Genomic DNA, 21,476 nt, shown 5'->3' on the forward strand with positions numbered 1-21,476 from the left:
TGCGGGCTACGATTTGCCACAATCGGAGTTATGACGCAACCACCCGACGACCCACGCCAGTACGGCGATCCCGGCAATACCCCAGGTGGAAACGGCGGCGGGTCGACACGCAGGTTCGACGAGCTGCCGCCCACCTCGGCCTATGGTGACCCCGGGTATCAGGAGCCGTACCTCGCGCCCCAGCACAACGAGGAGTATCCCGGACAATTCGGGCAGACCCAGTACGGACCACAGGGTTACGGGCAACCGCAGAGCTATGGGCAGCCGCAGAGCTATGGGCAGCCGCAGAGTTACGGCCAACCACCGAGCTACGGGAACCCGCAGGGTTACGGGGATCCACAGGGCTATGGGCAGCAACCCCCGGGACAGCAGCCGCCGGGCAACCATGGCGTGCCAGACGGTGGGCGGCCGGGAGGTTCCCGGGGCCGCACCATCGCGCTGGTGGCGCTGGTCGTCGTCGCGCTCGTCGTGATCGGCGTGGTGGCGGCGCTGGCACTGACCGGTGGTTCGGACGACGAGTCCGGGGGCACGTCGGCCGCCGCGTCGTCGACCACGAAGACCCGCACGACCACGTCCCGCCCCACGCCGACCAGCACCGCCGAAAGTACAACGACGAAAACCTCGGAGGCGCCGGAGTCCACCACGACTACGCGGAGGGCGTCATCGGGGGTGACCTATCAGATCACGGGCCGCGGCGACGTGGTCGGACTGAACTACACGGACGGTGGTGGGATCAATGTGGTCGCCACCACCAGTGCACCGTGGTCGCAGCGGGTTGACATCACCGGCGGCCAGGCACGGCTGACAGCGGTGGTGATCCGCGGTCCGCTCACCTGCAAGATCGAGTTCGACGGTGAGACGCTGGCCACGCAGACCAGCAACGGCGGTCTGCTCACCTGCGCGGCGTCGATTCCGTCGGGACGGTAACGGTCACCGCTTACGCAGGACCAGAACGAGATTGGTGCCCAGCACCTCCCGCAGCCCCGGTACCCGCATGATCGGCCACAGCCACGACGGCAGGTACCGGGGGAAGGCCAGGGTGGTGTCGGCGGCACCGGCCACCGATCGCGACCAGGCGAGCCCCTCGGCGGCGGTCACCTTGAACAGTGAGGTACCGTACAGGTTCTTGGGCGGGTGACCGTGGTGGCGGGTGTACCAGCGCGCGGCGCGGTGCCCGCCGGCGTAGTGTGTCAGACCCATCTCGTGACCGCCGAACGGGCCGTACCACAGTGTGTAGCTGACGATGACGGTGCCGCCGGGCCGGGTCACGCGCAGCATCTCTTCGCACATGGCCCACGGTGCCGAGGTGTGCTCGACGACATTCGACGACAGGCAGATGTCGAAACTGTTGTCGGCGAACGGAAGCTGCTGTCCGGACGCCCGCACGCTCGCCCGCTGGTCCAGGCCGCCGGCATGCATCTCCGACGGGTCGGGTTCGGCGGACAGATAGGTCGCGCCGCGTTCGGCGAAGGCGTCGGCGAAGTAGCCGGGACCGCCGCCGACGTCGAGCATGGTGGTGCCCGACAGCCCGCCGGGGTGCACCGAGTCCGCCATCACCGCGGTGTCGGTGGCGATCGCGCCGTAGAACCGGGCCGGATCGGTCTGCTCGAACCGGAAGTCGTTGAGCAGACGGGCGGCGCGGCGCAGCGTCGCATAGCGGGCGAAGGCTGATCGGGAACTCACCGCACCATCTTGGCTGTCGCCGGTCCGTAGCCCGAACTGCGGGTCGGGTGCGGTATGACCGGCAGCGGGAAAATAGGTCACAATACCTACACAAAAAGGGCTGCCTGGGCTTTGCGTTCGGATTGATTCCAATGGTTGTCGACGGCGTCGGTACTTTGCACACTCGATTCATGTCCTCAAATACTGCCGAGCACAATGCTCTGGAAGTGGCGCACCGGCCGCTGCAATTCGCCTACTGGGTTCCCAATGTCAGTGGCGGACTGGTTGTCTCGAAGATCGAGCAGCGCACCGACTGGAGCTACGACTACAACAAGCGCCTCGCCGTTCTCGCCGAGAACAACGGCTTCGACTACGCCCTCTCCCAGGTCCGGTACATCGCCTCCTACGGCGCCGCCTACCAGCATGAGTCGACCAGCTTCTCCCTCGCGCTGCTGCTGGCCACCGAACGCCTCAAGGTGATCGCCGCGGTGCACCCGGGCCTGTGGCAGCCGGGTGTGCTGGCCAAACTCATCGCCACCGCCGACCAGTTGTCCGGGGGCCGCGCCGCCGTCAACGTCGTCAGCGGCTGGTTCAAGGACGAATTCACCAAACTCGGCGAACCGTGGCTCGAACACGACGAACGGTACCGCCGGTCCGAGGAGTTCATCACCTACCTGCGCGAGATCTGGACCAGCGAGCACGCCGAGTTCGCCGGCGACTTCTACCGCCTGCACGACTTCGACCTCAAACCCAAACCCACCGAGGTCGCGGGCCGCCCGCATCCGGAGATCTTCCAGGGCGGCAACTCGACGGCCGCCCGCGCGATGGCCGGCCGCGTCTCGGACTGGTACTTCAGCAACGGTAAGGACTTCGACGGCATCACCGAGCAGGTCATCGACGTCAAAACTGAAGCAGCTCTGCATAATCGGACTGTCCGGTTCGGTCTCAACGGGTTCCTCATCGGCCGCGACACCGAGGCCGAAGCCCGCGATGTGCTGCGCGAGATCGTCGACAAGGCCGACCGCGAGGCCGTCGAAGGCTTCGGTTCGGCCGTCAAGCAGGCCGGAAAGTCCGCAGCCGACGGCAAGGGCATGTGGCAGGACTCGGAATTCGCCGACCTGGTGCAGTACAACGACGGTTTCCGCACCGGCCTCATCGGCACGCCCGAGCAGATCGCCGAGCGGATCGTCGCCTACAAGACACGCGGCGTCAACCTGCTGCTGCTCGGCTTCCTGCACTACCTCGAAGACGTCGAGTACTTCGGCACCCGGATCCTGCCGCTGGTCCGTGAGCTCGAAGCCGATCTCGCCGCCAGCGGCAAGCTCGAATCCGAACTCGCCCGCAACGGCATCCTCGTCAACTCCTGAATCTCGCATCCACACAGAAAGTTTCACATTCAGATGACCGCAACGATCACCGCCGATCAACAGACCCGATTCGCCGACGCGCTGCGCCGCGCCGACCTGGTGGCCGCCGAACTGCGCGCCACCGCCGCCGAACGAGACCGGGCCAATGCCGACCCCGTCGCCGAGATCGAACTCCTCCGTAACGCCGACCTGCTGCAGGTGGGTGAGCCCGTCGATTTCGGCGGCTCCGGACTGAATTACGCACAGTCGCAGGAGATCACCCGGCGTATCGCGCGCGGTGACACCTCCATCGCCCACCTGCTCGGCTATCACTATGCGCAGCAGCGCATTCCGCACCTGTTCGGCACTCCCGAGCAGGCCGAGGAACTGTCCCGGCAGAACGCGTCGGAGAAGTCGTTCTGGGGTGGCGTGCAGAATCCGCGCGGAGCGTCGGGTCTGGAACTGACCCGCGACGGCGACGGCTTCCGCCTCAACGGCCGACGCACCTTCGCCTCCGGCGCGAGCGTCGCCGACCGGCTGTCGGTGACCGCGATCTTCGAGGGCGATCTGGTGTTCCTGGCCATCCCGCGCGACAAGGAAGGCTTTACGCCGCTGGGGGACTGGGACAACATCGGCCAGCGCCTGACCGACTCGGGCGGTGTCGAATTCGTCAACACCCCCATCGCCCGCAGCGAGATCCTGGGTGATGATCCGCTCACCGGCAAGACCTTCTCCGACTACCAGACGCTGGTCACCCCGCACTGGCAGCTCGCGTTCGTCAACTTCTACATCGGCACCGCCGAAGGTGCACTGGAGGAGGCCCTGGACTGGACCCGCATCAACGCCAGTGCCTGGGAGACATCGGGCGTCGACGCCGCCACCGACGACCCGTACATCCTGGAGTTGGTCGGTGAACTGAAGGCGAAGGTCACCGCGGCATCGTTGCTGGCCGACCGGGCCGGTGAGGCCCTGCAGTGGGCCCTGGACTTCGGACCCGAGCTGAGCGCCGAGCAGCGCGCCGACACCGCGGTCAAGATCGCCGAGGCCAAGTTCCTCACGACCAAGGTGTCGCTCGAGGTGGCCTCGCGGTTGTTCGAGATCCAGGGTGCTCGCGCCACCACCGCCGCCTACGGTTTCGACCGGCACTGGCGCAACCTGCGCACCCATACCGTGCACGATCCGGTGGCCTACAAGGCCCGCGAGATCGGTGACTGGGTCCTCAACCAGCGCGCCCCGCAGTTCACGCTGTACAGCTGATTTCCGTGCCGGAACAAGGGTTTTCACCTACGCTGGTCGGCGTGCCCGTACCGGTTGATCATGATGCGGCAGTGAACGCTGCCACCGCACTCGCGTCCGCCTTCGCGGCGGGCGCGAGTGCGCGGGACGCCGAACGGCGACTGCCGGTCGAGGAGATCAAGCAGTTGTCGGCGTCGGGGCTGCTGGCGATCACGGTGCCGCGCGAGTTCGGCGGGCCCGGCTTAGGACCGTCCACGCTTGCGCAGGTGGTGGCGATCATCGCCGCCGCCGACCCGAGTATCGCGCAGATCCCGCAGAGCCACTTCACGTTCCTGGAGGCGTTGCGCCGCAGCGGTTCCCGTGAATTGCGGGAGTGGGTGTTCGGACGAGTGCTGGCCGGCGGCAGGCTGGCCAACGCGCAGAACGAGCGCACCGGCAAGACGGTCACCGACGACTCCACCACCGTCACCTCGACGCCGGATGGCTTACGGCTGGGCGGAACCAAGTACTACTGCACGGGTGCCTACTTCGCGGACATCCTCGCCGTGCGCGCGGTGGTCGCCGATGAGCAAGGCCCGCAACGGAAAACGCTCGTGTACCTACCTGCCGACACCCCCGGCATCGAGATCGTCGACGACTGGGATGGTTTCGGCCAGCGCACCACCAGCAGCGGCACGGTCACTTTCACCGATGTCGCCATCGATGATTCTGCGCTGCTGGACTTTTCGGGTCTGCTCAGCGAACCGTCGACGTACGGGGCCCGGGCGCAACTGGTGCATGCCGCCATCGACGTCGGCATCGCCCGTGGCGCACTTGGGGCGGCGGCCGAGGTGGTCACCGTCGCCCGCCCCTGGTTCGAGTCCGGACTCGACCGCGCCGTCGACGACCCCTACCTGATCGCGCAGGCAGGTGAGCTGGAACTGTCGGTGCGGGCGGCGGAATCCCTGCTGGAGACCGCGGCCCGGCGCATTGAGGAGGCCCAAGAACCGGCCGGTGTCGCCGAGGCATCCCTGGCCACGGCCGCGGCCAAGATCGCGGCCGGCCGCGCAGCCAGGGATGCGGCGGCCCAGTTGTTCGACTTCGGCGGCACCCGCTCGGCGTCCGGCAAGGCCAACTGGTCCCGCTTCTGGCGTGACGCCCGAACCCACACCCTCCACGACCCCGAACGCTGGAAGGTCCACCACCTGGGCCGCTGGGCACTCGCCGGCCAACCACCCCCATCCCACACCTCGCTGTAGCCGTCCCAAACCCCACCGCTGCGGCCCGGCATCACAATAATTGCGATGCCGACCCGCTGCGGTGGGGTTTGTGCCCGTAAACTGGCCCGCGATGAGTATCCCGTCGAAGGTCCTGCTGCTGTGCTGGCGTGACACCGGCCACCCGCAGGGCGGCGGCAGTGAGCGCTACCTCGAACGTGTCGGTACCGAACTGGCTTCACGTGGGGTCGGGGTCACACTGCTTACGGCGCGCTATCCGGGGTCGGGACAGCAGGAGTACCGCGACGGTCTGCGGATCATCCGTGCAGGTGGCAGGCTCGGGGTGTACCCGTCGGCGCTCGCGATCATCGCCGCAGGACGGCTCGGCATGGGTCCATTGGCGGGCTTCGATCCGGACCTGGTCGTCGACACCCAGAACGGGGTGCCGTTCTTCGCGACGACCATCAGCGGCGCCCCCACCGTCGTGCTGGTGCACCACTGTCATCGCGAGCAGTGGCCGGTCGCCGGACGGCTCCTAGGGTATGTCGGCTGGTTCATCGAGTCGCGGCTCTCGCCCTGGGTGCACCGCCGCAACCGCTATGTGACGGTGTCGCGGCCGTCGGCACGGGAACTGGCCGAACTGGGCGTGGACCCCGAACGGATCACCGTGATCCACAACGGCATCGACCCGGTGCCTGCCGACCTGCTCGCGCCCCCCACCCCGTCGACCGACTCCCCGTCGACGGCGCGGCTGTGCGTGCTGTCGCGGTTGGTCCCGCACAAGCAGGTCGAACACGCCCTCGACGTGGTCGACGATCTGCGGCACACCCGCGACGACGTGCACCTGGACGTGATCGGCGGCGGTTGGTGGGACGACAGGCTCCGGGCGTATGCCCGAGAGCTCGGTGTCGACGACTACGTCACGTTCCACGGCCACGTCGACGAACGCCGCAAACACGAACTCCTCGCGGCGGCCGACGTGCACCTGATGCCGTCGCGCAAGGAAGGTTGGGGTCTGGCCGTCATCGAGGCCGCCCAGCACGGTGTGCCCACGGTCGGCTACCGCTCCTCTGTCGGCCTGGCCGAATCCATCACCACCGGCGAGACGGGTCTGCTCGTCGACGGTCCCGATGAATTCATCAGTGCCACAAGAAAACTCGTCGACGATCCGGCGGCTGCCCGACGCCTCGGCGACAACGCCCGGCGTAAGGCCGCCGGCTACTCCTGGTCGTCCACCGCCGACGGCTTCGCCGCCCTCTGCGCCGCGAACACCATGCCTGCGAGAAGCGCGGCAAACCAGAGCAGGTGAGCGGCCCAGGCGGCAGTGCGGACGATGCCGCTTGCTCCGGTGGCGGCGATGTCGCCGGGAATCCGGTAGACGGTGAGGTCGTCGTGTTGCATTGCCGGAGTGAGCTTTCCGAGTTCAGCGGGGAGATCCCCGCCTTCGACGACCACCCATCCGACTCCCAGCGCGGCCAGCCTGCCGGGGTCTCCGCCCTCTACGAGCGCGGCGTCGACGTCGGCACCCCGGCCGGACGGGGCGTCGACGTCGATGCCGTCGACGGTCAGCGCACCGGCGTCGACGACCGGTGCGCGCAGCATCCGGGGGAGTGGGTCGAGTGAGGTTGTGCCGGTGAACGAATACCGCCGAATCTGGCCCGGCGGATAGATCGCCACCATTCCGTGATCGGGTGTGATGACCTGTGCCGCCTGCCGGAACGAGTCGGGCAGTGCGACGGTGCGGATCGAACCGCCCACTCCCCAGGCGAGGTCGGGCAGTGGTGCGACGACCAGCAACAGGCCGGCGGCAACGGCGAAAGCCGCAGGCACCCAACGTTTGACGGCACTGATCGCGGCGCCTGCGGCGATCGCGTAGAACGGGACGGCCAGCGCCACATACTTATGGGTGTCGCGCAGCAGCCCCGCACCCGGGATCTCCTCGACCAGCCAGGTCAGCACGCTCTCACCCGGACCGGCCACCGCGATCAGCGCCACGACGGCGCACCCGGCAAAGACCTTCCAGACACGCGAATCCCGTTGGTGGCGCCATAATTCGACGACACCGATCGCCACGATCACCATAAACGCGATGGTCGCGACAGACGCCCACCACACGCTCCGACTGCCCGGCACCGCATCGGCGTTCCAGATGCCGCCCAACCCGGCGACGGTACCCAACGTGCCCAGGCCAGGCTCGGCACGCACGCCGAAAGCGTCCACCCCCGCCCCCGACGACGTCGCGTCCGCACCCCCGACCAGCGACGCCACCACCCACGGCAACGCCCCCACCACCCACGCCGACGCGATAGCGACTCCCCTGTTGGGAGCCCCATCTCGCCGGACCCTTCGAGACGCTCGCTCCTTCGTCGCGTCGCCCTCAGGGATCAAGAAGGTGGTCGGGTCCGCCCCCTTCGTCGTTTCGTTGTCGGGGGTCGAGTAGGTGGTTGGGTCTGCCCTGTTTGTTGTTTTGTTGTTGGGGGTCGGGGAGGTGGTGGGGTTCGCCCTCCTTGCCGTTTCGCGCTCAGGGGCGTGCGCGGGTTGGTCGCGACCAAACATCTTGATCCCTGAGGCCGAAGCGACGAAGAAGCGAGGGTCGCGAAGGGTCCGGTGACCCGGGGCACCTGACGCCACCACAGCCGTCACCGCCACGACACCGGCAAACACCGACCCCGACGGCGTGAACCCCGCCCACGCGAACAACCCCGCGAGCACCACCCACCCACGAAACCCGCACGGGCGGTCCATCACCGCGACGGCCACCCAGCCGAGCGCCGCATACGACATCAACAGACTCCAGTGGCCTTGCAGAAGACGTTCGGCCACAAAGGGATTCCACACCGCGACCACCGCCGCGAAACACGCCCCGGCATGACCGGCGGCGGGCACCGCCCGGGCGGCGAGCCGGCCGAAACCCACCCCGGCCAACATCAACCCGAGACCCAGCAACGCGACCACCACGACCCCGCCGTCGACCACCGGCGTGAGCATCGCGAGCAGCCAGTCCTGTGGGACCGCCCGCGCAGGAACCCCGCCGACACCGACCGCGGAATCGGTGACATACGACCGCGGCGTCGACACCGCATCCCGGTACAGCAGGTACCGCCCGTCACCCAGTGATCGGAGCATCGGCCCCAGGATCACGACGGCCACCGCCGCGCTCACCGCGTACAGCTTCAGCAGCAGCGAACGGTCCGTCGACATGGTGGGGTGAGCGAAGAAGCTCAGTGGTGGTAGGTGTCCGACGGCGCCGGCGGATGCCCGGGCTCGTCGTCGTCGAAGTCGGAGGTGGTGATGCCGTAGGAGCGGGCCAGTTCGAGGATCTTGGTGGCGCGGGCGATGCGCGGCAGGTCCGAACCGTTGCGGATCTCCCCACCGTCACGCTCGAACTCACTGAAAAACTCTCTCGCCCAGCTGATTTCCTCCTGCTGTGGAGACAGTCCCTCGTTCACCGGATGGCACTGGTCGGGGGTGAGACAGATCTTGCCTGTCATACCGAACTCGACGCTGACGGCGGTGGCCTCGCTCAGCTTGTGGGTACTGGACCCGACGGTCGGTCCGTCGATCGCCGACGGCAGATGCGCGGCCTTCGCGGCGATCGTGAACCGCGACCGGGCGTACGCCAGGGTCAGCGGATCGCCGCCGAAACCGGTGTCGCGACGAAAATCGCCGATGCCGAACGCCAGCCGGAAGGTGTTCTTCGACGACGCGATCTCGCTGATCCGTTCCAGCCCGCGGGCCGTTTCGACGAGCGCGACGATCGGCACGTTCGGCAGCCGCGTCGCGGTCTCGGTGACGTGGTCGGGCGATTCGACCATCGCCAGCATGACGCCGCCGACAGGCACCTGCGACAACGCGGCCAGGTCGTCGGCCCACCACGGCGTGCCGAAACCGTTGACTCGCACCCAGTCGCCCCTGCCCTCCTCGGAACCGAGCCAGCGGATCACGTTGTCGCGGGCGGATGTCTTGTCCTTGGGGGCGACGGCGTCCTCGATGTCGAGGACGACGATGTCGGCACGTGAGCGGCCCGCCGAGGCGAACTTCCCGTACTGCGCACCGTTGACGAGCAGCCAGCTCCGCGCGAGGACCGGGTCGATCCGGAAACCGGCTTCGCTCGGGTCGATCTCTGTGGTGGTCGGCTGGTCGTACATCGGTGCCTTTCCTTCGCGTAAGCCTCCATCGTCGCCCATCGGGCACACCGCCCGCAAAATCTACGAGTTTCGTTTCCCCCGCCGCTTCCTGATCCCTGAGGTTCCGTCGGCACTTGGCGGACCAACTTGATCCCTGAGGGCGGTGCGAGGCACGAGCGAGCGTCTCGAAGGGTCCGGTGACATGCGCGCATGAGGTGACCAACTCCTTCGCGACGACCGCCACCGACGGCATGGACCTGCGACATCGGGACCGTTGCATCACTGACAGACTGGAAGCCATGCCCGACACCTCACAGCGCACCCTCGCCGCTTCGGTGGGTCTGGTGACGGCCGGGTCGATGGTAGCCAACATCTGTGCGTACCTCGTGCACGTTCCGGCGGGCCGCTGGCTGGGCGCATCGGCGTACGGCGAGTTCGCGGTGCTCATGGCGGCGATGCTGGTGCTGGCAGTACCCGCGTTGGCATTGCAGGCGGTGGTGGCCCGCGACACGGTGCACGGCAGGCCGGTCGGCGAGCTGATCCGGCTCACCGTGTTGGTGACGGTGGTCGTGGCGGCGCTGATGGTGCCCGCTGTGCCGCTGTTCATGTGGCTTGCCGACACCGGTTTCGCGACGACCGTGGCCGGTCTGGCGGCAGCCCCGATCCTGGTGCTGATCGCCGGAGTGCAGGGCCTGCTGCAAGGTGGGCGCGACTTTCCCGCATTGGCTACCGTGCTCGCCGGCGTCGGTATTCTGCGGTCGGTGCCAGTGGTGATCGCGCTCGCGTTCGGAGGTGGGGCCGGGACGGCTCTGGCCGCGGGGACGGCCGGGGCGGTTGTCGCAGCGGGCGCCGCGTGGTTCGTGGTGCGTGCGGGCATCTCCCGGATGCGCACGTCAGCGGACGGGTCCGGCACGGGGACCGGTGCACTCAGCGTGATCCGCGCCTCGCAGGTGCAGTTCGTGCTGGTGGTGGCGGTGTCGCTGGATTTGCTGGTCTCGCGTGGGGTGCTGGGCGCCGACGACGCCGGCGTGTACGCGCTCGGCGCCGTGGCCACCAAGGCCGCGTTCTGGTTGCCGCAGGCCATCGGCGTCGTCTTCTATCCGGCCCTGGCCGACCCCACCACGTCGCGCAGGTCGCTGGGGCGTGCGGTGCGGGTGGTGGCGCTGGTGGGTGCGGTACTCACCGTCGGGGCGGGAATCGCGGGACCGCTGGTGCCGCTGGTGTTTTCCGGCGAATATCGCCCGCTGGTGCCGATCCTGTGGATCTTCGCGTTCACCGGCTCGATGCTGGCGGTGCTGCAGGTCACGCTGCTGTGGGCCATCGCGCGAGATCGAACCCGCGTCGCTCTGGTCGCCTGGGTTGCACTCGCAGTCGAGGGCGTCCTGGTGGTGACGATTGCCGACACGGTGCTCGGCCTCGCACTGGTGGCGGCGTCGACGGCGACGGCCGCGACCGGGGTCACGGTGCTGTGGGTGTGGCGCTCACACCTCGGTGCCGATACCGTTGCCGCTCCGGAGGTACCTGCTCAGTCCGTCGCGACCACAGGCGCGGGCTCCTCATCCGACGATTCGCGCCGTAGCCAGTAGACGCCTGCGCCCACTGCGAGCACGCCGACGACACCCGCTCCGATCGGCACCAGACGCCCCCACACGGTGACCGGCCGGGCCAGTGATCGGGCCCGCGCTACCGCGGCGTCGCGGGTGTGCTTGGTGTAGCTGAGCGTCGTGACCAGGTTGACCAGCGAGAACCCCCCGCTCGGCTGAGTCGCAGGGCGGTAGCGCTCGTCGATCGTGATCCGCTCGTCGAGAATCGTGCCGGTGTCGGGGTCGACGGAGATCTCCCAGGTGCTGCGATGATGCAGATGTAGTGCGATTGGGGTGGTTCCGGGGAGTCCGAACCACGACGCGGGCCGCACGATCACCGTGGGTCTGCCCGCGGTGTCGGCGCCCGAATGCCGCTCGTACAGGTCGGTGTCGGGAACCTCGGCGACGAACCGGATGGCCTCGGCGCCCTCTACCGACGCGTCGCCGTCGTAGCGCAGCGGCACCGAGATCCGGGTGACCGGGTCGAAGAAGGCCGCATCCCGGCGTGGCATGTCGAACGCAAACGCGTAGGTGAAGCCGGTCCGGTCGGACACCTGGAACGGGGCCTGCTCGTCGTCGTACTGGATTTCCGACGACCCGTTGCGCCGGAACGTCGCCGTCTGCCGATCGAGGGTGACCCGGTCGCGGATCGCGCTGATCGTGCCGTCCGAACAGTCGTTGAGTTTGTCGTCAGCACGCAGCGAGGTACCCGCCTGCAATGTCACCTTGCTGCGGCCGGCGGGCCGCACCGCGACGATCCGCTGTTGCCTGGTCACCTCGGTGGTGACGACCCGTGCTGCCGGGGTGTCGAGCGAACACTGATCAAGCACCTGCGCGGGCGCGGTGGAGCGGGCGACGATCGTGTCGTCGGTATCGAGCGGCAGTACCTGCAGTTTGCCGACGAACAACGCGGGCAGCGCGATCGCCGCCGACAGCAGGAACGCACCGACGAAGATCATCGTCGGCCCGGCCAGTTCGCGACCGCTGAACCTGGGACGGACCGTTGCCGGGTCGGCCGAGCGCGCTGCCGCGGTGTCGGTGGTGGGGTCCGGGCCGGCGGGGTCTCCCGGGTTGTTCGCGGCGTCTGACGGCATACCGCTGACCTTAGGGCATCGCCTCGTTTCGTTGCCGGATCATTCGATGGTGGTATATGCGCACCTGCCAATGATCTCCATCGACACTGATTCACCTGGTCTACCTGGGATTTCGTCTCAGTCACCGATCCGTGACCGATTTCCTATGCCATGCTCAGGAACTGCGGCGCGTCTCCTCTTATCGTGGGCGGACCGAACACAACGTCTGTGACCGAGAAGAAGGTGATGGAACACACGCCGCACGTCAGAGATCGTCGGCGCACCGAAAGGGGATTCCCATGTTGATCTTCGTAATCGTGGCGATCATCGTCATCGTCATCGCCGGTTTCGCCATCTTCGGCGGGGCACTGCGCGGCCGGGGGACAGGCTGGACCGGCGACTCCGGAGGCGGTTTCCTCGCCGGCAGTTGGAGCCACGGCGGCTGGGGTGGCTGGGGTGGTGGTGACGGCGGAAGCTGTGGCGGGGACAGTGGAGGAGGAGGCGGCGACGGCGGCTGCTGATCGGCACCCCCGTGGTCCGGGCGTACGCTGATTTCCCGACATGAGCAGCAGCCCGGACGAGCAGGTACAGCCGACGCCGCGGTCGGCGCACTCCGATCGTCCCGCCGGGGTCGCACGCAGATTCTTCCCGCAGTTGGAGGGGATGCGTGCGGTCGCGGCGATCGCGGTGCTCACCACGCACGTGTCGTTCCAGACCGGCGCCGTCGACACCGCCGTACTCGGCCCGATCGTGGGCAGGCTCGATCTGGCGGTCGCCCTGTTCTTCGGCCTGTCGGGCTTCCTGCTGTGGCACCCCTGGGCCCGGTCCGCCCGAACCGAAGCCCCCCGACCCGACATCGGCCGCTACTTCCGGCACCGCATCGTCCGGATCTGGCCCGCCTACATCGTCGTCGTCGTGCTGGTGCTGACTCTGCTTCCCGACGCCAAGGGTGCCGACCTGACGGTGTGGCTGGCCAATCTGACGCTGACGCAGGTCTTCGTGTCGCTGTCGTTGACGGCCGGCCTCACCCAGATGTGGAGTCTGTCGGTGGAAGTCGCGTTCTATCTGCTGCTTCCACTGATCGGTCTCGCACTGGTCCGTCTGCGGGGAGACCTTGCACGCCTGCGTATCCCGGCGATCCTCGCGATGGGAGTGGTCAGCCTCGGCTGGGCCTGGTTCGCGGATACGCTGCCGCTGTCCGACGGCATCGAAACCAAGAACTGGGTGTTCGGGCACCTCCCGTGGTTCGCGGCGGGCCTGGTGCTGGCCGAGATCTCAGCGAGCACCGAAGCGGCCCACCACGATCGGCAGTCGTATCCCAGGTGGCTGCGGATCACCGTCGACTTCAGCGCGAACCGCCGGCTGATGGGTGCGGTATTCGTGGTGGCCTATGGGCTGGCCTGCACCCCGCTCGCCGGACCGACGGGCCTCGGCGAGGTCACCGACCTCCAATTCGCCACCAAAATGGTGCTCGGCGCGATCGTCGCCTACGCACTCCTCGCCCCGCTGGTATGCGCGCAGGGCCCGTTCCGGTTCCTTGACTCCCCGGTGATGCAGGCCCTCGGCCGCTGGTCGTACGGCATCTTCATCTGGCACCTCGCCGTACTCGCCATCGTCTTCCCCCTGTTCGGCATCATCCCCTTCAACGGCAACATGCCCCTGGTCCTGCTGATCACCGTCACCCTGACGATCGGCATCTCGGCCGCAAGCTACACCTTCATCGAAGACCCCACCCGCCGCTGGCTCAACGAGCGTGAGGGTCGTCGGCGACGGTGACGTGAGCCGACGGGCTATGCCGGCGACGCTGCCGCGTCATTCGGTGGTGGTATCCCCGGACCCACCTGTCGACGCCGATTCATACTGTCTACCTGGACTTTCGTCGCCGGTCACCGATCTGTGACGTCCTTGTCGAGCTGCGACCAGGATCGGCAAGCGTTCTGCCGACTATCGTGAGCGGACCAGAAACAACCCATGCGAGCACGAAGAAGGTCATATTTCACACCGCCGCACGGGGCGACCGTCGGTGCACTGAAAGGAACGTTCCAAATGTTCGACCACAATTTCGTATCATTCGTCGTCATCGTCCTTATCCTCGCCGGTTTGATTGTTTTCCGCAGATCGCGCGGTGGCGGTCGCTCCGGGGGCCGCGGAGGCGGAGGTGGCTGGCACGACGATCAATCAGCCAACTGGCACGGCGACTACTCGGGTGGCCGGCACGACGACCATTCAGGTGGCCGGCACGACGATCACGGGGGCAGCAACTGCGACGACGGAGGTAGCTGGGGCGACGACGGGGGCGGCAGTTGCAGCGACGACGGCGGTGGCGGCGGAGGCGACGACTGATCCGCGGTACGGATGAACCGTCGTAGAAATTGCCGGACCCATCCTTGCGCGACGGTGTCGGGCAGCCTACCGGCCGAACCCGGCTAGGTTCTGTCGCCCGCTGTGCGAACGGAGAACAGGGCCGACCACACGAGGATCGTGACCGCGACCAGGGCGGGAAGTTGGGTCCACCAGTCGTCGCCGTGGTAACCGGTGGGCGAGTGCCACGGCCCCGAGGCGAGGGCCACGGTGGCGGCGAGCATGGTGGCGAAGACCGCGACCACCCGCGCGGACGGACCCCGCCGATAGGTGAGAATTGCTGTCGCGCAGCCGATGCCAAGACCCCACCAGCCCGTCAACAGCCACACCGTGCCCAGCACCGCAATCGCGGCAGTGCTCGCCGCAACCACACCTCTTGATTCCCGAGACCAGGTGACCACACCTCTTGATCCCTGAGGCCCGGCGGCCACACCTCTTGATCCCTGAGGTGAAGTGACCACACCTCTTGACCGGTGAAGTGAAGTGACCACACCTCTTGACCGGTGAAGTGAAGTGACCACACCTCTTGATCCCTGAGGCTGAAGCGACGAAGGAGCGAGGGTCTCGAAGGGTCCGGTGACGCCGTCATCATGACGCGACCACTTCGAACGCGCGAGAACCGGCGGGAGCCACGCCGACGCCAGCAGTAAGGCCATCAGTAACAGCCCGACAACCAGCACCCAGCGATACGGAGTATCGAGACCGTAGCGCAGCGTCACCGGTCCCGACAGGTTCTTCGGTACCACCCACCCCTGCTGCCATCCGTTCACCGTAATCTGATGCAGAGTTGTTGTGCCGCTGGAAGTTTCGATCGTCGCACGCCAGCCGGAGTTGGTGCTCTCGGCGACGGTCAGGATCCGGTCCGCCGCCGACGCCTGCACCTCGACCACCCGATGGGTCGCAGACCACTTCTCCACCGGCGGCAGCACCGATGAGGTCGACGGGATCTGTTGTGCCGTAGATAGATTGACGTCGAGGACGCTGAACGCCGATCCGGGGTTGACCGACAGTTCCTGCTCTCCCGCGGTCAGCGGAATCGGGGTGGAATGGCATGGCCGCGCCGTCACCGCCTCGCCGTTGCGCAGAGCGCCTGCCGTGGTCCGCAGGCCGAGCCCGATCACGCGGCCCGCCACGGTGATTCCGATGCCGTCGCCGCAGCCGACGGTGATCACCCGGTCGGGATCGAACGGCCGGGCGTCCGGGTCCGGTGAGATCTGCACATCCGCGATCCCGGCAGGTGCTTTCTTGGCGAAGCCCAGCGCATTTACGTCTATGAGGTCGGCGGATTTGTCGACCCGCAGCCGGATCCTGTCGGTGCGGGTGCCGGGCAGCGTCACTGTCCCGTCGCCGGCGACCTTCCGGGTGATCCAGCGGGTACCCAGGTTGACCGACACATCTGTGGGCGCCGCCGGATAGGTCGATGGTGCGACGATGCGAAGCCTGTCGACGCGCTGCACGCGGGGCAGCCGGATGGTCAGCGTGGGTCCCGAAGCCCGTTCCCTTACTGAATCCTTGTCCGCGCCGTCCCGATCGCGGGACTCCGTCTTCGTGCCGGCGTCGCCGTATCCGCCCGTGTTCAGGGTCTTTTCATCACCGGCAGGATTACCGGCGGGTTCGCGACCGGATTCCGCATCATCATCATCATCATCATCGTCCTCCTTCTTGTTGCCGTCCTTCTTGTCGCCGCCTCTTGCATCGCCGGTGTCATCGTCGTCATCACGGGCGCCGTCCTCGGGCGCGGTCCACACGGTCGCCGGATCGCCGTCGACGGCGGCTTGCGCGGTGCCACGTGGGTCGGTGACGTCCGACGGTCCGTCTGCGACAACGGATCCGGGTTCGTGCAGGAGTGCACGCAAACCGTCGCCGGGGGTGGGCATGAGGGTGACGGCCGGTGAGACGGCCGTGTCCGACGGCACTGACAGGGCGCGGGTGAATACCCCCCGGGTCTCCGGTGGCAGACTCAAACCGGAAGCGCACCTGAATAATTCATCGCTCGAACTGGTGTCCCGCACACACGCCGATCGTCCGGTGAGTTCCTGCGTCAGAACCCACTGTGCGACGTCCGGTCCTTTCCGCAATTCGGGCAGTGTGACCCGCTGCCGGATAGACAATGGTGTCCCCGTCGACAGATCGGTGAGTGCGACCTCGGCGATCGCGAACTGGTTGCCGGCCTTGCCGGTAGCGGTGTGCGAGGCCCGGATCTCGATCCACGAGGTGGATCCGCCCGGAAGGGTCACCGTGAACGGTTTTCCCGGTGAAATACCTTGGGCAACAGAACTTCCGGTGTTCGTGGTAACGACGACGGTGTCAACGTCGGGTCCGATTGCCCGCGCCGTGGTCAGCGTCAGCGACAGGCCGGTGCGTGGCCGGGTGAAGCTCAGCCGCAACCACTTTCCGGCCGCTGCCGCCAAACCGCCCGACACCCAGGCGGTTCCGGGCTTTCCGTCGAACGCCGCGGCCGTCGAGTTGGTCGGTGAGGTCTGCCCCGGCTGTGTCGCGTCGGCCGCCGAACCCGAACTGGACACCCTGACCTGTCCGGGCCGGTTGTCGAGCAGCCATTGCGCACGCACCAGATCGTCGGCGTCTATGCCGTCCCAGGCGGGGTAGTCGGCGGACGCATTCTGGGTGCGACGAGGGTCGTCGGCGGTTCGGATCGCCGAACTGTGGTCGTCGACCCTGCCGAAGTCGATCTCCCGGTCGGTGGGTGTGTCGGTGATGATCCTCGGGGCGGACGGCAGCGGCTCCCGCGGGTGTTCGGCGTCGAAACGCTGTGCGTCGGCATCCAGAACGGCCGGCCCGAGCGCGGGAAGCCCCGCCCGCACCCGCTGTGCGTTGAGTGCGGCGAGGGCTTCCGGGCCACCCGAAACCCGCGGTACGGACGCGGCGTCGACGAGCACGGGACCTGTACCGCCGGACCGGGCCGCATCGGCGACGGCGTAGACGGTGATCGCGGGCAGGGCGGGCCGCAGTCCGTTGTCGCGGACCACTCCCTCGACGGTGGCCGGGCCGACCAGCGGCCCGAACCGGGCAGCGACCGACAACCCAGGCGAATCGTCGAGCGCCTGCTGGGCGACCAGTGGCCGCGCCGAGCGCGAGGTGTCCGGGTTGAGGTCGGCCCGCAGGACGACGAATCCTATGCCCTGGCCGGCGAGGGTCGCCGCGAGTCCGGGTGAGCCGCGTCCGGACGCGATCTGCCGCTGCACCGAATCCATCGCCCGGATCGCGCCGGGCGGGACCAGCGGGATCGCATCGCGCACCGCCCACGGCGTGTCCGACAGCGCCTGCAGCGGCTCGTCGCGGGTCAGCCCCCACAACTGGTCGGCGAACGGCGCGCCCGGCACCACCAGCGACCGCAGGGCCGGCCTCCCGGGTGGTGCGCTGTGTTGCTCAAGCCAGTCTGCGGCCTGCGTCCAGTACGACGGCATCGACCGATAGGTGCCGACGGGCGCGAGCTGCCCCGTCCACATCAACGACCCCGACCCGACGACGGCAACGGCCAATGCGAGGGCGGCTGCCGACCCGCGCGACATCGTCGGCCGCAGGAATGCCCGCGGATCGCTCAACGGCACCCGCGCCAGCAGATGCGCGATGCCCAGTACCACCGGAATCCGGACGAACGGCTCGAACTTGTGGATGTTGCGCAGCGGTGCGCCCGCACCGTCGAGAAACTCGCGCACGGATTCGGCGATGGGCGAGCCGAGCGCCCCCGCGTAGCCGACGCACATCACCAGCAGTCCCGTGAGCAGGATCGTGACGAGTCTGCCGCGGCCGGGCATCGCGCGCATAGTCAGCCCGGCCAGACCCGCCGCGACGAGCACCCCGGTCGCCAGGACCGCCGCGGGCTGTGTCACCAGCACCGCCCCCGCCACCCGCTCCGGCGACACGAACGGCGTCCACGCGCTCGTCCCGCGCAGCACCTCGGTCAGCGACGACCATTGCGTCGTCGTGCGCGAGGACTCGATGAAATCCAGGAACGGGGGGCTGACCTGCGACATCATCAGCAGCGGCAGGATCCACCAGGCGCACGCCAGCACCAGCCCCAATACCCACCAGAGGGCGAACCACACGGCGCGCATACCAGCCCGGCGGACCGTCAGCAACCACCACAGCAGTGCGACGCCCAGCGCCGCGACGGTCGCGACCGCGTTCACCGCCCCCATCAGCGCGACCGCCGCAGCCGACAGGAACCCCTGCCGCCACAGCGGTTCGTCACCGCGATCGAGCGCCCGGATCACCGGGATGAGCACCCATGGCGCCAGCATCATCGGCAACGTCTCCGACGAGATCGACCCGAGTGTGGTGAGTACCCGCGGACTGAGCACGAATACCGTCGCCGCGACGATCCGTGACGCCGGCGACCCCGCACGCAGTGCCTCGGCCAGCCGCACGATCCCGACGAACCCGACTGTCAGCAGCACCGCCCACCACAGACGCTGGGTGATCCACGGCGGTATGTGTGCGAGGTCGCCCGCGGCGAAGAACGCGCCGTGCGGGAAGAAGTAGCCGTATGCCTGGTTCTGGACCTGCCCCATCGGCGCCTCTGGTGACCACAGGTGGGTGGCCCGGCCGAGGAAACCGAGCGGATTGGCGGTGAGGTCGAGTTTGGTGTCGGCCGAGATCCGGCCGGGGGACTGCGCGAACGAGACGATCAGCGCACATAGCGCGGCGATGACCACACCGCGCGCCGACATCAGGTCACGGTTCTCAACCGGCCGCGGGCACACCCCAACCGGCGTTGGGGAGCATGAAGGAGAGATCAGTCCGCTTCGGCGGCGGAACGGGAGCCGTACTCGACCGCACCCTGAACGAAGCCGTCCTCGGGGGAGATGCTGTTCAGGTCGGTGGCCGGCTTGGTCTCGGTGGCCACGACGCCCCCGAGGAGCACAGCGCCGAGTCCGATGACAATACCCGCGACAGCGGCGACGCCACCGGTGACAAGACGGTTCTCCATGGCATGTGAACTTACCAGAGCGCACCTGGTGTCAGCAGCGGCACGCGTGTATCGGCGTCTCTGTGGTCGATCCACCACGCGCGATCGGTGGCACTCGGTGGCCTCCACGGCCGCAGGTTATGAAAACACCAGGTCGGTGGGTGTGGTCGGTGTTCGTCGATGTGCATGACCGGCCGGACATGACAGACTGGCGGGTATGCGTTTTCTGACGACTCGTTCACCTGCCGGCGCGGTCCGGGCCGCCGCTCTCGCATCCATCATCGCGCTGAGCGCGGGGCTGACCGCCGGATGCGGTGACGAGGGCGCCACGGTCGCCGGTTCGTCGCAGGCTACCGCCACCCGGACGTCCGCGGCGTCGTCGTCAGTTCAACTGCCGAGCGGTTCCGCCACGCCTTCGCTGACCACGCTGACCAACCGGTGCGGCGCCACGACGCTCAAGAACATGACGCAGCGGCAGAAGCTGGCGCAGTTGATCATGGTGGGTGTCACCGGCACCGACGACGCGCGGCAGGTGGTGAACTCGGAGCAGATCGGCGGCATCTTCATCGGCAGCTGGACCGACAAGTCGATCCTGACCAGCGGTGCCGCGGCAAGCATCTCCCGGGGTGCGAAGATCCCGCTGATGGTGTCCGTCGACCAGGAGGGCGGCCGGGTATCGCGGCTGTCGGGGCTGGGTATCGACGCGCTGTCGGCACGGCAACTGGCGCGGACCTCGACGCCCGCGCAGGTGCGGGCGATCGCGGCAAAGATGGGCCGGGAGATGAAGCGCCTAGGCGTGACCGTCGATTTCGCGCCATCGATCGACGTCAGCAACGAGTCCGACGACGAGGTGATCGGCGACCGCTCGTTCAGCAACGACCCGAATGTGGTCACCCGATTCGGCGGTGCGTTCGCCCGCGGGCTGGCCGATGCCGGGATCATCCCGGTGTACAAGCATTTCCCCGGCCACGGGCATGGTTCGGGTGACTCGCATCTCGGGGTGGTGCAGACTCCGCCGCTGGCGTCGCTGCAGAACAACGACCTGGTCCCGTTCCGCCGGCTACTGGCCAATCCGGGCCCGGCCGCGGCGATGGTCGGTCACCTCATCGTGCCGGGGCTGACGTCGCCGGATATGCCGGCCAGCCTCGACGCGAAGGCGATCCGGATGCTGCGGACCGGCAAGGGCTACAACGGGCCGGCGTTCAACGGGGTGATCTTCTCCGACGATCTCGGGTCGATGGCCGCGATCAGCTCCAAGTACCCGATCACACAGGCGGCGGTCCTGTCGATCCGGGCGGGTGTCGATGTGGCGCTGTGGACCACGACCGATCAGGTGCCGGCGGTGCTCGACGCGCTTGAGGCCGCCGTGCGGGACGGGCGGATCAGCCAGTCCGCGGTCGATAAGAAGGTGGTTCGGGTGCTGCGGGCGAAGGGCATCGTGACCTGCTGATTCGCGCTACGGTTGGCCACCGTATCTTACCGACTGGTAAGTTGGGGTGGTGTGGGTGGCGTTTCGCTGCCCCGCGTAACCACGAATCGAGGCATGACAATGGTCGGCGGAACCAAGCGACTACCCCGCGCGGTGCGTGAGCAGCAGATGCTCGACGCCGCGGTGCGAGTGTTCGCCGACCACGGCTTCCGGGACACCTCGATGGATGCGATCGCCGCCGAGGCGGAGATCTCCAAACCGATGCTGTACTTGTACTACGGCTCCAAGGAGGAGCTGTTCGGCGCCTGCATGAGCCGTGAATCCGGCCGCTTCATCGAGGCGATGAGCGTCGGGTTCAACCCGAATCTCCCTCAGCGAGAACAGGCCCACACCGTGGTACGCGAGTTCCTGCGCTACGTGCACGAGAACCGCCGGTCGTGGCGGGGGTTTGAACTGGCGGTGTTCCGGTCCGCCGGTTTCGCCACCCTGGACTCCCGCCAACGCACCCTGTCGCGCGAAACAGTAGGCGGATA

17 protein-coding genes are annotated in these 21,476 nt (G+C 67.8%); 11 read left to right on the top strand and 6 right to left on the bottom strand.

Annotated elements, in window-relative coordinates:
• Nucleotides 1-30 precede the first annotated feature (30 nt).
• Nucleotides 31-927: a hypothetical protein gene (locus tag Q0627_RS01020; protein ID WP_298807212.1), complete on the top strand. Its 897-nt coding sequence runs from the start codon at nt 31-33 to the stop codon at nt 925-927.
• A gap of 3 nt (nt 928-930) precedes the next feature.
• Here the strand turns inward: Q0627_RS01020 and Q0627_RS01025 are convergent, their stop codons facing one another.
• Complete coding sequence (locus Q0627_RS01025) at nt 931-1,683, bottom strand: class I SAM-dependent methyltransferase (RefSeq protein WP_291011185.1); 753 nt, start codon at nt 1,681-1,683, stop codon at nt 931-933.
• A gap of 170 nt (nt 1,684-1,853) precedes the next feature.
• Between Q0627_RS01025 and sfnG the strand changes: the two genes are divergently transcribed.
• From sfnG to Q0627_RS01045, 4 genes are all read left to right on the top strand, one after another.
• Nucleotides 1,854-3,029, top strand: coding sequence for a dimethylsulfone monooxygenase SfnG (gene sfnG, locus Q0627_RS01030; protein ID WP_291011183.1), 1,176 nt, complete (start codon nt 1,854-1,856; stop codon nt 3,027-3,029).
• A gap of 33 nt (nt 3,030-3,062) precedes the next feature.
• The gene (locus Q0627_RS01035) at nt 3,063-4,265 is read left to right on the top strand and encodes an acyl-CoA dehydrogenase family protein (RefSeq protein WP_291011181.1); all 1,203 of its coding nucleotides are present in this window, start codon (nt 3,063-3,065) and stop codon (nt 4,263-4,265) included.
• 41 nt (nt 4,266-4,306) lie between these two features.
• Nucleotides 4,307-5,482, top strand: coding sequence for an SfnB family sulfur acquisition oxidoreductase (locus Q0627_RS01040; RefSeq protein WP_291011179.1), 1,176 nt, complete (start codon nt 4,307-4,309; stop codon nt 5,480-5,482).
• Between the two features lie 91 nt (nt 5,483-5,573).
• Complete coding sequence (locus Q0627_RS01045; RefSeq protein WP_291011176.1) at nt 5,574-6,749, top strand: glycosyltransferase family 4 protein; 1,176 nt, start codon at nt 5,574-5,576, stop codon at nt 6,747-6,749.
• On the opposite strand, the gene Q0627_RS01050 is transcribed toward Q0627_RS01045, so the two are convergent.
• Together Q0627_RS01050 and Q0627_RS01055 are read right to left on the bottom strand one after the other, a co-directional pair.
• On the bottom strand, nt 6,659-8,641 hold the full coding sequence (locus tag Q0627_RS01050) for a hypothetical protein (RefSeq protein ID WP_298807217.1): 1,983 nt from the start codon (nt 8,639-8,641) through the stop codon (nt 6,659-6,661). The two genes, Q0627_RS01045 and Q0627_RS01050, sit on opposite strands and share 91 nt — an antisense overlap.
• Before the next feature lie 20 nt (nt 8,642-8,661).
• On the bottom strand, nt 8,662-9,588 hold the full coding sequence (locus Q0627_RS01055; RefSeq protein ID WP_291011172.1) for a CoA ester lyase: 927 nt from the start codon (nt 9,586-9,588) through the stop codon (nt 8,662-8,664).
• A 278-nt stretch (nt 9,589-9,866) separates the two neighbouring features.
• Here Q0627_RS01055 and Q0627_RS01060 point away from each other — a divergent pair, with 278 nt between their 5' ends.
• Entirely contained in the window at nt 9,867-11,153 is a 1,287-nt protein-coding gene (locus Q0627_RS01060; protein ID WP_291011170.1) for a polysaccharide biosynthesis protein, read from the top strand.
• On the opposite strand, the gene Q0627_RS01065 is transcribed toward Q0627_RS01060, so the two are convergent.
• A complete protein-coding gene (locus tag Q0627_RS01065; RefSeq protein ID WP_291011168.1) occupies nt 11,093-12,244 on the bottom strand; it encodes a DUF3068 domain-containing protein in 1,152 nt (383 codons plus the stop codon). The two genes, Q0627_RS01060 and Q0627_RS01065, sit on opposite strands and share 61 nt — an antisense overlap.
• Before the next feature lie 278 nt (nt 12,245-12,522).
• On the opposite strand from Q0627_RS01065, the gene Q0627_RS01070 reads away from it, so the two are divergent.
• The 3 genes from Q0627_RS01070 to Q0627_RS01080 all read left to right on the top strand — a co-directional run bounded on the left by Q0627_RS01070 (nt 12,523) and on the right by Q0627_RS01080 (nt 14,566).
• A complete protein-coding gene (locus Q0627_RS01070; protein WP_291011166.1) occupies nt 12,523-12,744 on the top strand; it encodes a hypothetical protein in 222 nt (73 codons plus the stop codon).
• A gap of 40 nt (nt 12,745-12,784) precedes the next feature.
• Nucleotides 12,785-13,999, top strand: coding sequence for an acyltransferase (locus tag Q0627_RS01075; RefSeq protein ID WP_291011164.1), 1,215 nt, complete (start codon nt 12,785-12,787; stop codon nt 13,997-13,999).
• A gap of 270 nt (nt 14,000-14,269) precedes the next feature.
• Entirely contained in the window at nt 14,270-14,566 is a 297-nt protein-coding gene (locus Q0627_RS01080; protein WP_291011162.1) for a hypothetical protein, read from the top strand.
• 83 nt (nt 14,567-14,649) lie between these two features.
• Here Q0627_RS01080 and Q0627_RS01085 read toward each other — a convergent pair whose 3' ends face one another.
• Both Q0627_RS01085 and Q0627_RS01090 read right to left on the bottom strand, forming a co-directional pair.
• Nucleotides 14,650-19,275, bottom strand: coding sequence for an alpha-(1->3)-arabinofuranosyltransferase family protein (locus tag Q0627_RS01085; RefSeq protein ID WP_298807221.1), 4,626 nt, complete (start codon nt 19,273-19,275; stop codon nt 14,650-14,652).
• Between the two features lie 65 nt (nt 19,276-19,340).
• The gene (locus tag Q0627_RS01090; RefSeq protein ID WP_291011158.1) at nt 19,341-19,535 is read right to left on the bottom strand and encodes a DUF2613 domain-containing protein; all 195 of its coding nucleotides are present in this window, start codon (nt 19,533-19,535) and stop codon (nt 19,341-19,343) included.
• 196 nt (nt 19,536-19,731) lie between these two features.
• Here Q0627_RS01090 and Q0627_RS01095 point away from each other — a divergent pair, with 196 nt between their 5' ends.
• Both Q0627_RS01095 and Q0627_RS01100 read left to right on the top strand, forming a co-directional pair.
• Nucleotides 19,732-20,964, top strand: coding sequence for a glycoside hydrolase family 3 N-terminal domain-containing protein (locus Q0627_RS01095; RefSeq protein WP_291011156.1), 1,233 nt, complete (start codon nt 19,732-19,734; stop codon nt 20,962-20,964).
• A 99-nt stretch (nt 20,965-21,063) separates the two neighbouring features.
• Nucleotides 21,064-21,476, top strand: a 413-nt coding sequence (locus Q0627_RS01100) for a TetR/AcrR family transcriptional regulator (RefSeq protein WP_298807226.1), incomplete at its 3' end; no start/stop codon positions are given.

It is taken from the genome of uncultured Gordonia sp. (genome assembly GCF_937858515.1).
Lineage (GTDB): Bacteria > Actinomycetota > Actinomycetes > Mycobacteriales > Mycobacteriaceae > Gordonia.